Annotated in this window: 13 protein-coding genes; 8 read left to right on the top strand and 5 right to left on the bottom strand. The window is 70.9% G+C overall.

Annotated elements, in window-relative coordinates; all coding sequences use genetic code 11:
* The first annotated feature begins 41 nt into the window (after nucleotides 1–41).
* Nucleotides 42–356, top strand: coding sequence for a hypothetical protein (locus EDD93_RS18275; protein ID WP_123526148.1), 315 nt, complete (start codon nucleotides 42–44; stop codon nucleotides 354–356).
* Between the two features lie 211 nt (nucleotides 357–567).
* On the opposite strand, the gene EDD93_RS18270 is transcribed toward EDD93_RS18275, so the two are convergent.
* Entirely contained in the window at nucleotides 568–1,224 is a 657-nt protein-coding gene (locus EDD93_RS18270; protein WP_123527845.1) for a pirin family protein, read from the bottom strand.
* Between the two features lie 134 nt (nucleotides 1,225–1,358).
* On the opposite strand from EDD93_RS18270, the gene EDD93_RS18265 reads away from it, so the two are divergent.
* The 5 genes from EDD93_RS18265 to fabF all read left to right on the top strand — a co-directional run bounded on the left by EDD93_RS18265 (nucleotide 1,359) and on the right by fabF (nucleotide 6,230).
* Nucleotides 1,359–2,558, top strand: a complete 1,200-nt coding sequence (locus EDD93_RS18265) for a CdaR family transcriptional regulator (RefSeq protein ID WP_185092363.1) — start codon at nucleotides 1,359–1,361, stop codon at nucleotides 2,556–2,558.
* 89 nt (nucleotides 2,559–2,647) lie between these two features.
* Nucleotides 2,648–3,562: an ACP S-malonyltransferase gene (locus tag EDD93_RS18260; RefSeq protein ID WP_123526147.1), complete on the top strand. Its 915-nt coding sequence runs from the start codon at nucleotides 2,648–2,650 to the stop codon at nucleotides 3,560–3,562.
* A gap of 13 nt (nucleotides 3,563–3,575) precedes the next feature.
* Entirely contained in the window at nucleotides 3,576–4,577 is a 1,002-nt protein-coding gene (locus EDD93_RS18255; protein WP_123526146.1) for a ketoacyl-ACP synthase III, read from the top strand.
* Between the two features lie 64 nt (nucleotides 4,578–4,641).
* Nucleotides 4,642–4,890: an acyl carrier protein gene (locus EDD93_RS18250; protein WP_024490626.1), complete on the top strand. Its 249-nt coding sequence runs from the start codon at nucleotides 4,642–4,644 to the stop codon at nucleotides 4,888–4,890.
* Between the two features lie 77 nt (nucleotides 4,891–4,967).
* The gene (gene fabF, locus EDD93_RS18245) at nucleotides 4,968–6,230 is read left to right on the top strand and encodes a beta-ketoacyl-ACP synthase II (RefSeq protein ID WP_123526145.1); all 1,263 of its coding nucleotides are present in this window, start codon (nucleotides 4,968–4,970) and stop codon (nucleotides 6,228–6,230) included.
* 201 nt (nucleotides 6,231–6,431) lie between these two features.
* On the opposite strand, the gene EDD93_RS18240 is transcribed toward fabF, so the two are convergent.
* Nucleotides 6,432–6,926 (bottom strand): DUF3145 domain-containing protein, encoded by a 495-nt coding sequence (locus tag EDD93_RS18240; RefSeq protein WP_123526144.1) that lies wholly within the window; start codon nucleotides 6,924–6,926, stop codon nucleotides 6,432–6,434.
* A 352-nt stretch (nucleotides 6,927–7,278) separates the two neighbouring features.
* Between EDD93_RS18240 and EDD93_RS18235 the strand changes: the two genes are divergently transcribed.
* A complete protein-coding gene (locus tag EDD93_RS18235) occupies nucleotides 7,279–8,190 on the top strand; it encodes an SGNH/GDSL hydrolase family protein (RefSeq protein ID WP_123526143.1) in 912 nt (303 codons plus the stop codon).
* 28 nt (nucleotides 8,191–8,218) lie between these two features.
* A complete protein-coding gene (locus EDD93_RS18230) occupies nucleotides 8,219–9,217 on the top strand; it encodes an aldose epimerase family protein (RefSeq protein WP_123526142.1) in 999 nt (332 codons plus the stop codon).
* Between the two features lie 8 nt (nucleotides 9,218–9,225).
* Here EDD93_RS18230 and EDD93_RS18225 read toward each other — a convergent pair whose 3' ends face one another.
* From EDD93_RS18225 to EDD93_RS18215, 3 genes are all read right to left on the bottom strand, one after another.
* Entirely contained in the window at nucleotides 9,226–10,095 is an 870-nt protein-coding gene (locus tag EDD93_RS18225) for an EI24 domain-containing protein (protein ID WP_123526141.1), read from the bottom strand.
* A 96-nt stretch (nucleotides 10,096–10,191) separates the two neighbouring features.
* Nucleotides 10,192–10,620 carry an organic hydroperoxide resistance protein gene (locus EDD93_RS18220; protein ID WP_123526140.1) on the bottom strand — a complete coding sequence of 143 codons (429 nt, stop codon included), beginning with the start codon at nucleotides 10,618–10,620 and terminating at the stop codon, nucleotides 10,192–10,194.
* A gap of 89 nt (nucleotides 10,621–10,709) precedes the next feature.
* Nucleotides 10,710–11,729 carry an NADP-dependent oxidoreductase gene (locus tag EDD93_RS18215; protein ID WP_123526139.1) on the bottom strand — a complete coding sequence of 340 codons (1,020 nt, stop codon included), beginning with the start codon at nucleotides 11,727–11,729 and terminating at the stop codon, nucleotides 10,710–10,712.
* Between the last annotated feature and the right edge of the window lie 69 nt (nucleotides 11,730–11,798).

The following is an 11,798-nucleotide window of genomic DNA, read 5'->3' as shown; positions in this document are numbered from 1 at the left end:
CGTCGGCGGCTGGACCGGTTTTGAACGAGAGGTACTGAGACATGGGTGTGTACGACCGGCTGTTCGTGCCCAGCGCCTCCCCCTGCTCGCGGTGCGGTTCACAGGAGGAGCTGGTGATCCAGTTCCACTTCGGGGACGTGTGGCTGCACAAGTTCCGCGTCGGGGACGCGATCACGTGGTCGGACACGGCCAAGGGGTCTGCGCGAACGGGCCGGTTCCGGGTGCCCGGTTACCCGGAATGGTGCAAGGCGTGCGGGCTCGACAACGAGGACTCCTACGTCGTGGAGTTCGACAGTGATGTGATCACCGGCTACCGCGAGGCCACCGAGGACGACATGGAGAGCCTCGACTGGTGACTCCGGTCTCCTGAGCCGGTGTCAGGCGGGCGCGGACGGGGCCCGGGTCGCTCGCGTCGACGCGTCGATGAGGTTGCTGAGCGAGGTGCGCGCCTGTTGCAGATCGGTCATGCGGCTGTCCATCACGTGCAGTTGTGCCCCGACGGCTACTTCCACACCATGGTCAGCCCGTACCCGACACGCAGCGGCAGCTGAAGGCTGTTTCGCCGGATCAGTCCGGCAGCTCCCAGACCAGTACCTCGGCCGGTCCGCCCGCCACCAGTTCCAGGCCCTCTTCGCCGGCGATCCTGGCCGCGTCGCCGGGCGTCAGCTCCTCGTCGCGGACGCGCACGTTCCCGGCCACCACGTGGACGTACACGCGCGGCGAGTCCGGCAGCGCCGTGCGCTCGCCCGCCCCCAGCCGCCGGACATGAAGCATCGCGCCCGCCTCCGGGAGGGCGTACGGCGTGGAGTCGGCGATGCCGGGGACCGTCGTGTACGAGGGCTCGCCGCCCGGCTCCAGGGGCGCCAGCCACATCTGGAGGAAGGTCAGCGGGGTGTCCCCGTCGTTGCGTTCGACGTGCCGGACGCCGCCCGCCGCGCTGAGGTGCTGGACGTCCCCGGCGCGTACGACCGTCGCGTGGCCGGTGGAGTCGCGGTGGGTCAGCTCCCCCTCGACCACCCAGGTCACGATCTCCGTGTGGCTGTGCGGGTGCTCGTCGAAGCCCGCGCCGGGGGCGAGCCGTTCCTCGTTGCAGGCGAGGACCGGGCCGAAGCGGAGGTTGTCCGGATCGTAGAAGGAGCCGAAGGAGAAGGAGTGCCGGGACTCGATCCCGGCCGCCTCGTCCCCGCCCCTGAATCGGTCGCCCGAGCGACGTACGGAAATCACCCGCCCCACGGTAGCCCGCCGGGGCGGAAGGCCGGGGCGGAAGAGGCCCCGGTAGCGGGCCACAACCCGGCGGTACGACCCGCGGGCCGCCCCGCCCCTCCGGGCAGCCGTCCGGATAGGGCAGTCTTGTGTCCGTGCCCCGACCCGATCCTGAGCAGCCCGCCGCGAACGACGCCCATCTCCATGCCGCGACCCTGAAACGGCTGGAGCAGTCCTCCGGCCGGCTGGCCGCGAACGCGATCGCCCGCATGGACGAGTCGCTGCCCTGGTACCGGGCCATGCCACCGGAGAACCGGTCCTGGATCGGCCTGGTCGCCCAGGCCGGGATCGCCGCGTTCACCGAGTGGTTCCGGCATCCGGAGACCCCGCAGGCCATCTCCACCGATGTCTTCGGCACGGCGCCGCGCGAGCTGACCCGGGCGATCACGCTGCGGCAGACCGTCGAGATGGTGCGTACGACCATCGAGGTCATGGAGGCCGCGATCGACGAAGTCGCCGCGCCCGGCGACGAGTCGGTGCTGCGTGAGGCGCTGCTCGTCTACGCCCGCGAGATCGCCTTCGCGACCGCCCAGGTCTACGCCCAGGCCGCCGAGGCCCGGGGTGCCTGGGACGCCCGGCTGGAATCGCTCGTGGTGAACGCGGTGCTGTCCGGGGAGGCCGACGAGGGCGCCGTGTCCCGGGCCGCCGCGCTCGGCTGGAACTCCCCCGAGCACGTCTGCGTGCTCCTTGGGACGGCGCCGGACGGCGACAGCGAGCTGACCGTGGAGGCGATCAGACGGGCCGCCCGGCACGCCAAGCTCCAGGTGCTGACCGGGGTGCTCGGCAGCCGTCTCGTCGTCATCGCGGGCGGCAGCGACAACCCGCTCCAGGTCGCGAAGGCGCTGATCGGCCCCTACGCGGCCGGACCCGTCGTCGCCGGACCCGTGGTGCCGGACCTGCTGGCCGCCACCCGGTCCGCACAGGCGGCGGCCGCCGGGCTCAAGGCCTGCGGTGCCTGGCAGGACGCCCCCCGGCCGGTGCTCGCGGACGATCTGCTGCCGGAGCGCGCGATGGCGGGTGACCCGGCCGCGCGGGACCAGTTGGTAGAGGAGATCTACAGACCGCTCGAAGAAGCGGGTTCCGCCCTGCTGGAAACGCTGAGTGTGTATCTGGAACAGGCGAGCAGCCTCGAAGGGGCTGCCAGGATGCTCTTCGTCCACCCCAACACCGTGCGCTACCGGCTCCGACGTGTGACAGACGTCACCGGGTGGTCGCCATCGGACGTCCGCTCGGCGTTCACGCTGCGGATCGCCCTCATCCTGGGGCGTCTGGCCGACAGGGATCTGCAGTCCTAGACTTTTGTCGGACATCAACAATTCCCCATACGGTTCTTCGTCCCTGTCCCCACGGGTGTTCCGGACCGTTCTCAAGAGAGAGTGTGAGGGTGCTCGTACTCGTCGCTCCCGGCCAAGGCGCTCAGACGCCCGGCTTCCTGACTCCCTGGCTCGACCTCCCCGGTGCCACCGACCGCATCGCGGGCTGGTCCGACGCCATCGGGATCGACCTTGCCCACTACGGCACCAAGGCTGACGCGGACGAGATCCGCGACACCTCGGTGGCCCAGCCGCTGCTGGTCGCCGCCGGTCTGCTGTCCGCTGCCGCCCTCGGCGCTTCTCCGAGTGTCGTCGCAGGTCACAGCGTCGGTGAAATCACCGCTGCCGCTTTCGCCGGAGTCATCGGCGAGGACGCGGCCCTGCGTTTCGTACGCACCCGGGGGCTCGGCATGGCCGAGGCCGCCGCGGTGACCGAGACCGGTATGGCGGCGCTGCTCGGCGGGGACCCCGAGGTCACCGTCGTCCACCTGGAGAAGCTCGGCCTGACCCCGGCGAACGTCAACGGGGCCGGTCAGATCGTCGCCGCAGGCACCGCCGAGCAGATCGCCGCGCTCGTCGAGGACAAGCCCGAGGGAGTGCGCCGCGTGGTGCCCCTGAAGGTCGCCGGCGCGTTCCACACGCACCACATGGCTCCGGCCGTCGAGCGGCTCCGCGAGGCCGCCGTGGCTCTGGAGGTCTCCGACCCGGCCGTGACATATGTCTCGAACGCCGACGGCAGGACCGTCGCCACCGGCGCGGAGGTCATCTCGCGCCTGGTCGGCCAGGTCGCCAACCCGGTGCGCTGGGACCTGTGCATGGAGACCTTCAAGGAACTGGGCGTCACCGCACTGATCGAGGCCTGCCCCGGCGGCACGCTCACCGGTCTCGCCAAGCGCGCCCTCCCGGGCGTGCAGACCCTCGCGCTCAAGACCCCCGACGACCTCGACGCTGCCCGCGCGCTCATCGCTGAGCACGCGGGCGCCTAAGGAGCCCGAGAGCATGTCGAAGATCAAGCCCAGCAAGGGCGCCCCGTACGCGCGGATCATGGGTGTCGGCGGCTACCGTCCGACCCGTGTCGTGCCGAACGAGGTGATCCTCGAAACCATCGACTCGTCCGACGAGTGGATCCGCTCCCGGTCCGGCATCGCCACCCGCCACTGGGCCTCCCCCGAGGAGACCGTGGCCGCGATGTCCGTCGAGGCGTCCGGCAAGGCCATCGCGGACGCCGGGATCGACCCGTCGCAGATCGGCGCGGTCATCGTCTCGACCGTCTCGCACTTCAAGCAGACCCCGGCCATCGCCACCGAGATCGCCCACAAGATCGGCGCGGGCAAGCCCGCCGCCTTCGACATCTCGGCCGGCTGCGCGGGCTTCGGCTACGGCCTGACGCTCGCCAAGGGCATGGTCGTCGAGGGCTCGGCGCAGTACGTGCTCGTGATCGGCGTGGAGCGGCTGAGCGACCTCACCGACCTGAGCGACCGCGCGACGGCGTTCCTGTTCGGTGACGGCGCCGGCGCCGTCGTCGTCGGCCCGGCCGACGTGCCCGCCATCGGCCCCACCGTGTGGGGCTCCGAGGGCGACAAGTCCGAGACGATCAAGCAGACCGTGGCGTGGGACACCTTCCACGCCGACCGGCCGGAGAAGTTCCCGGCCATCACGCAGGAAGGCCAGGCGGTCTTCCGCTGGGCCGTCTTCGAGATGGCGAAGGTCGCCCAGCAGGCGCTGGACGCGGCCGGGATCGCCCCGGAAGACCTGGACGTCTTCATTCCGCACCAGGCCAACATGCGGATCATCGACTCGATGGTGAAGACCCTGAAGCTGCCGGAGCACGTCACGGTCGCCCGTGATGTGGAGACCACCGGCAACACCTCCGCCGCCTCGATTCCGCTCGCTATGGAGCGGCTTCTGGCGACCGGTCAGGCGAAGAGCGGCGACACCGCGCTCGTCATCGGCTTCGGGGCGGGTCTCGTCTACGCCGCGACGGTCGTTACCCTCCCCTAGGCACACCGGGTCTTTTCGACCCGGACACCCGAACCCAGCAGATATACACCGAAGGAGCGCCAACATGGCCGCCACGCAGGAAGAGATCGTCACCGGTCTCGCCGAGATCGTCAACGAGATCGCCGGTATCCCGGTCGAGGACGTCCAGCTGGACAAGTCCTTCACCGACGACCTGGACGTCGACTCGCTGTCCATGGTCGAGGTCGTCGTCGCCGCCGAGGAGCGCTTCGACGTCAAGATCCCCGACGAGGACGTCAAGAACCTCAAGACGGTCGGCGACGCTGCCGACTACATCCTCAAGCACCAGGCCTGATCCAGCCGGTTCGTGTGTCGCCACCCGGCGGTGGCGCCGCTGATTCACGACCCTCTACACGTGGAGAAGATTTTCCAGTGAACTCGACCAATCGCACCGTGGTCGTCACCGGTATCGGCGCAACCACTCCGCTGGGTGGCGATTCCGCATCGACCTGGGAAGGTCTGATGGCCGGCCGGTCCGGCGTCAAGCCTCTTGAGGGCGAACGTTTCGCCGAACTGCCCGTCCGGATCGCGGCCCTCGCGGCCGTCGACCCGGGCGACGTCCTGCCCCGTCCGCTCGCCCGCAAGCTGGACCGCTCGGCGCAGTTCGCGCTGATCGCGGCCCGTGAGGCGTGGGCGGACGCGGGTTTCACCGGCAAGGCCGGTGAGGACGCCAAGATCCAGCCCGAGCGGCTGGGCTCGGTCATCGCCTCCGGTATCGGCGGCGTGATCACCCTGCTCGACCAGTACGACGTGCTGAAGGAGAAGGGCGTACGCCGCGTCTCCCCGCACACCGTGCCCATGCTCATGCCCAACGGCCCGGCCGCCAACGTCGGTATCGAGGTGAACGCCCAGGCGGGCGTCCACACCCCGGTCTCCGCCTGTGCGTCGGGTGCCGAGGCGATCGGGTACGCCGTCGAGATGATCCGCACCGGCCGTGCCGATGTGGTCCTCGCCGGTGGCACCGAGGCGGCCATCCACCCGCTGCCGATCGCCGCGTTCGCCAACATGATGGCGATGTCCAAGAGCAACGACGAGCCCGAGAAGGCCTCGCGCCCCTACGACACCGCCCGTGACGGCTTCGTCCTCGGTGAGGGTGCCGGTGTCGTCGTCCTGGAGTCCGCGGAGCACGCCGCCTCGCGTGGTGCCCGGGTCTACGCCGAGGTGCTGGGCCAGGGGCTGTCCGCGGACGCCCACCACATCGCGCAGCCGGAGCCGACGGGGCGGGGTATCGCCGCGGCGATGCAGAACCTGCTGGACCAGACGGATCTCAAGCCGTCCGAGGTCGTGCACCTGAACGCGCACGCGACGTCGACCCCGCAGGGTGACGTGGCGGAGCTGAGGGCCCTGCGCAAGGTCCTGGGCGACGACCTGGACCACGTCGCGATCTCCGCGACGAAGTCGATGACGGGTCACCTGCTCGGTGGCGCGGGCGGCATCGAGACCGTGGCCACGGTCCTGGCGCTGCACCACCGGATCGCTCCGCCGACCATCAACATCGAGAACCTCGACGACGCGGTCGAGGCGGACATCGTGCGGGACGCGCCCCGGCCGCTGCCGGAGGGGCCGATCGCGGCGATCAACAACTCGTTCGGGTTCGGCGGGCACAACGTGGTGCTGGCGTTCCGTAGCGTGTGACGCTGCCTCATGAAGCCCGCTTCCCCGGCCCGGGGAGGCGGGCTTCCCGCATGCCGCAGGCCGTCCTCGCCAGGCAAATTCCAGCCCCGCCGGCGATTGAGGCGCGGGGGGACGGGCAGAGCCCCGAAACCCAGCCCCGCCGGCGATTGAGGCGCGGGGGACGGGGCGGAGCCCCGGTTGGGCCTCCTGGGGCGGGCCCGGTCACACCACCTGGTGGAGCCAGCGGACCGGGGCGCCCTCGCCCGCGTGGCGGAAGGACTCCAGCTCGTCGTCCCACGGCTTGCCCAGGAGCTTGGCGATCTCCGCCTCCAGGTCCGTCTCCCCCCGCACGGAGCGCGCCAGCGCGGCCCGCAGCCGGTCCTCGGGGACCAGGATGTCGCCGTGCATGCCGGTGACCGCGTGGAAGATGCCCAGCTCGGGCGTGGAGCTGTAGCGCTCGCCCTCCGCGGTGGGCGACGGCTCGGCGGTCACCTCGAAGCGCAGCAGATCCCAGCCCCGCAGGGCCGAGGCGAGCTTCGACGCCGTGCCCGGCCGGGCCTGCCAGGAGAATTCGGACCGCCAGGTGCCGGGCGCGGCCGGCTGTCTGATCCAGTCGAGCTGGACCCGCACACCAAGGACACCCGCCACCGCCCACTCGACGTGTGGGCAGAGCGCGCGCGGTGCGGAGTGAACGTACAGGACTCCACGTGTCGTCACCGGGACCTCCAGTGTGGGACGAGGTTCGCCTACCCCAGCGGCCTCGCGCCCGTACCGCCTCTTTTCAGCCGCTTCCCGAGGTTGTCATCAGTAAACAGCATCGGGAGATAATCTCCGGAAAAGGGACAGCATGTGACGTGATGTGAAGTTCGGAAGCCACCCGAGTGGAGCCGGACGGCCGAGGGAACCACTGGTTCGACGGGGAAAAGCTACCGTGCGGCGGCGTCCGAGGTGTGACGTACCGTCGGTCCTGGGCCCATGATTCGCTCAGCATTCACCCAGCAGGGCGTGGGGGCCCGCCGACCGGTGCCAAGAGGGTTTGCCGGGGGCATTGGACAGGAGGGGACCAGGGATGCCGGATCGCTCCGTACGGCACCGATCGCGCACCGCGCTGGCCGCGCTGGCCGCGTTGTCGTGTCTCGGCACGGCCGTGCTGGCCGGCTGTGACTCCGGGTCGGACAGCACGACGAAGGGCGCTTCGGCCGGGCACCCCTCACGGGCGGCCGCCCCCGTATGGGACCGCAGCCCGGGGTCGGTCGCGGCGGTCGGGGACTCCATCACCCGCGGGTTCGACGCCTGCTCGGTGCTGGCGGACTGCCCCGAGGTCTCCTGGTCCACCGGCACGGACAGCACGGTGAACAGCCTCGCCGTGCGGCTGCTCGGCGCCTCCGGCGCGGCGGACCGCAGCTGGAACCATGCGCAGACGGGCGCCCGGATCGCCCAGCTGCCGGAGCAGATGGCGCTGGCCGCGAAGGAGGACCCCGGTCTGGTCACGGTGATGATCGGCGCCAACGACGCCTGCCGGGACTCGGTGCGGGCCATGACGCCGGTGGCCGATTTCCGTAGGTTGTTCGAAGCGTCGATGCGTCAGCTGCGTGCTGCCTCGCCGAAGGCCCAGGTGTACGTGTCGAGCGTGCCGGACCTGAAGCGGCTCTGGTCGACGGGGCGCGGCAACCAGCTGGGCAAGCAGATCTGGAAGCTGGGCATCTGCAAGTCGATGCTGGGTGACGCGGACAACATGAGCGCCTCGGCGGTCACGCGGCGCTCGGAGGTGCAGGACCGCGTGGTGGCGTACAACGGGGTGCTGCGCGAGGTGTGCGCGAAGGACGTGCGCTGCCGTTACGACGGCGGGGCGGTCTTCGACTTCCGGTTCACCGGCAAGCAGCTGAGCCAGTGGGACTGGTTCCACCCGGGGCGCAACGGGCAGGCCCGGCTGGCGGAGATCGCGTACCGCAACGTCACGGCGGCCCGGCCGCCCGCGTAGGGCGGGGGCCGGTCTACAGTGCGTGATCATGGACACGGGTTCGAACACGGTGACGCGCACGGAAGACTTCGGCACCCTCGCGGACGGCACGGCCGTGCACCGCTGGACGCTGGAGCGCGACGGCACTCGGGTGCGCGTGCTGACGTACGGGGGCATCGTCCAGTCGGTCGAGGTGCCCGGCCGGGACGGCGGGCGGGCCGGTGTGGCGCTCGGGCTGCCGGACCTCGCCTCGTACCTGAAGTACACCGGCCCGTACTTCGGCGCGCTGGTCGGGCGGTACGCGAACCGGATCGGCGGCGCGGCCTTCGAGCTCGACGGACGGACCCACCGCCTCACGCGCAACGAGGGGCGCAACCAGGTGCACGGCGGGGCCCTCGGCTTCGACAAGCGCGTGTGGGACGCCCGGGAGACCCCGGACGGGGTGGAGCTTTCCCTGGTCTCGGCGGACGGCGAGGAGGGCTTCCCGGGACGGCTGGAGCTCTCGGCCTCGTACACGCTGGAGGAGGGCGGGGCGCTGCGGATCGCGTACCGGGCGACGACGGACGCGCCGACCGTGGTGAACCTGACGAACCACACGTACTGGAACCTGGCGGGCGCGAACAGCGGCAGCGCGCTCGGCCAGCGGCTGCGGATCGCGGCCGGGCGGATCACTCCGGCCGACGCGGAGTCGCTGCCGACGGGTGAGTTCCGGCCGGTGGACGGGACCCGGTTCGACTTCCGGGAGCCCCGTCCGGTGACCGGGGAGTTCGACCACAACTACGTGCTGGACGCGGGCGTGCCGGGCCCGGCGGCCGAGCTGTACGACGAGGTGTCAGGGCGCGTGCTGACCGTCACGACCACGGAGCCCGGTCTCCAGCTCTACACGGCGGACCACTTCGACGGGGAGCCGTTCGGGCCGTGCGCCGGAATCGCCCTGGAGACCCAGCACTTCCCCGACTCCCCGAACCAACCAAAGTTCCCGAGCACGGTGCTGCGGCCGGGCGGGGAGTACGTGTCGAGCACGGTGTTCGGGTTCTCGGTGCGCTGAGGCGGCGCTCAGTCGCCGGCGGTTCGCGGCGGGGAGAGCGCCGGTGCTCCCTCGCCGTCCGAGCCTTCGCTGTCCGAACCGTTGCTGTCCGAACCGTCGCTGTCCGAGCCTTCGCCGTCCGGGCCGTCGTCGGACTCGTCGTCGTCCCCCACGAGTTCGCGTGCCAGCAGGGTCGCACCGGCCACGGCCCCCGGCATCAGGAAGACCGCGACGAACGGGACCAGGAAGGCGAGGCCCAGCGGTACGCCGAAGCCGAGGATCAGCAGCCGGCGGCCGCGCAGCAGGGCCAGCCGGTCCTTCAGCACCATGCCCCGGCGCTGGAGCGCGACGGCGGTGAGTTCCTCGGCCAGGAAGTAGCCGGTGACGCAGAAGCCGATCAGCGGGACGACGGTCTGGCCGATGACCGGGACGAATCCGAGGGCGAAGAGCAGTACCGCGTACAGCGAGACGCGCACCAGGATGCGCACGCTGTCGCGGGCGGAGATCCACAGTTCCCGCCAGAGCGGCAGCCCCGATTCGGGTGCCTCGCCGCCCTCGGCCCGGTCGACCTCCTCGGAGAGCGCCTCGTAGAAGGGCTGCCCGACCAGCAGTGTCACCGCGGTGAACGTGATCACCGCCAGGAACAGGCCGAACGCGAAGACGAGCACGGTCAGGGTGTTGCGGAGCAGCCCCAGCCAGGGCGAGGACCAGTCGTCGGCGAAGGGGGTGGCCCAGTCCGCCAGGTCGTCGGCCCCGTAGCCGAGGGCGATGAGCGCGCCCGCGTACACCACCAGGGTGATGAGACCGGGGATCAGGCCTATGCCGAGCCACCGGCCGTGCCGGACGACCCAGCGCTGCCCCTTGATCAGATGACTGAGACCCGCCCCTAGATCACGCATGGCGTCAGCGTAGCGGGCAGCCGTACGGCCTCCGCCGGACGGGCCGAGGGCCGCACCCCGGCTGGGATGCGGCCCTCGGCTCCGGTACGGCTGCGGTCAGGCGACCGACAGCTCGACCTTGATGTTGCCGCGCGTCGCGTTCGAGTACGGGCACACCTGGTGGGCCTTCTCGATGAGCGCCTGCGCGGTGGCCGTGTCGACGTTCGGGATGGTCGCGCTGATCGCGACCTCCAGGCCGAAGCCGCCGGCCTCGGTCTTGCCGATGGAGACCGAGGCGGTCACCGTGGAGCCGGAGATGTCGGCCTTCTCCTGGCGGGCCACGACGCCCAGCGCGCCCTGGAAGCAGGCGCTGTAGCCGGCCGCGAAGAGCTGCTCCGGGTTGGTGCCCGCGCCGCTTCCGCCCATCTCCTTCGGCGGGTTGACGACCACGTCGAGCTTGCCGTCGTCCGAGGAGACGCGGCCGTCACGGCCGTTCTCGGCGGTGGCGACGGCGGTGTACGCGACGGCGATGTCCTGAATGGTCATACCTGTGAATCCTCCTGCTGATGCGCCGCGACTCGCGCCCACGATCGCGACGGCCTGGGATGAGCCTAACGGGTGTGCTGTGGAGCCTGTCAGGCGAGGGAAACGATCATCTTGCCGGTGTTCTCGCCGCGGAGCAGACCGAGGAAGGCCTCGAAGCCGTTTTCGATGCCCTCGACGACGGTCTCGCGGTACTTCAGCTCGCCCGAGGCCAGCCAGCCGGCCACCTCCTGGACGAACTGCCCCTGGAGGGCGGCGTGGTCACCGACGAGCATGCCCTGGAGGCGCAGCCGCTTGCCGATGACGAGGGCGAGGTTGCGCGGGGCGGGGGTGGGCTCGGTCGCGTTGTACTGCGCGATCATGCCGCAGATGGTCGCGCGGCCGTGCACCTTGAGCGAGGAGATCGCCGCTTCGAGGTGCTCGCCGCCGACGTTGTCGAAGTAGACGTCGATGCCGTCGGGGGCGGCCTTGCGCAGCTGCTCGCCGACGGGGCCGTTCTTGTAGTTGAACGCGGCGTCGAAGCCGTACTCCTCGACCAGCAGCTTGACCTTCTCGTCGGAGCCGGCCGAGCCGATGACGCGCGAGGCGCCCCTGAGCTTCGCCAGCTGGCCGACCTGGCTGCCGACCGCGCCGGCCGCGCCGGAGACGAAGACGGCGTCGCCCTCCTTGAAGGCGGCGACGTCGAAGAGGCCCGCGTAGGCGGTGAGCCCGGTCATGCCGAGTACGCCGAGGTAGGCGGAGAGCGGGGCGAGGGAGGCGTCGACCTTCACGGCGTGCTTGGCCGGGACGTCGGCGTACTCGCGCCAGCCGAGGCCGTGCAGGACGTGGTCGCCGACCGCGAAGCCGTCGGCGTTGGACGCGACGACCTCGCCGACCGCGCCGCCCTCCATCGGGTGGTCCAGCTTGAACGGCGGGGTGTAGGACTTCACGTCGTTCATCCGGCCGCGCATGTACGGGTCGACCGAGAAGTACAGGTTGCGGACGAGGACCCGGCCCTCGGCGGGAGCGGTGACCGGTGCCTCACGCAGCGCGAAATCCTCGGCCTTCGGCCAGCCGTTCGGACGGGCTACGAGGTGCCATTCACGGCCGGACGTGGGAAGTGCTGCAGACATGGGCTCGGTGTCTCCTCGGTGTCTCGGGGGATCGGGGGGCGGTGTCGCGGGAAGCCGTTCGGCCGGAGC

The sequence above is a fragment of the Streptomyces sp. 840.1 genome (assembly GCF_003751445.1).
GTDB lineage: Bacteria > Actinomycetota > Actinomycetes > Streptomycetales > Streptomycetaceae > Streptomyces.
This window is presented reverse-complemented; position numbering and strand designations above follow the sequence as displayed.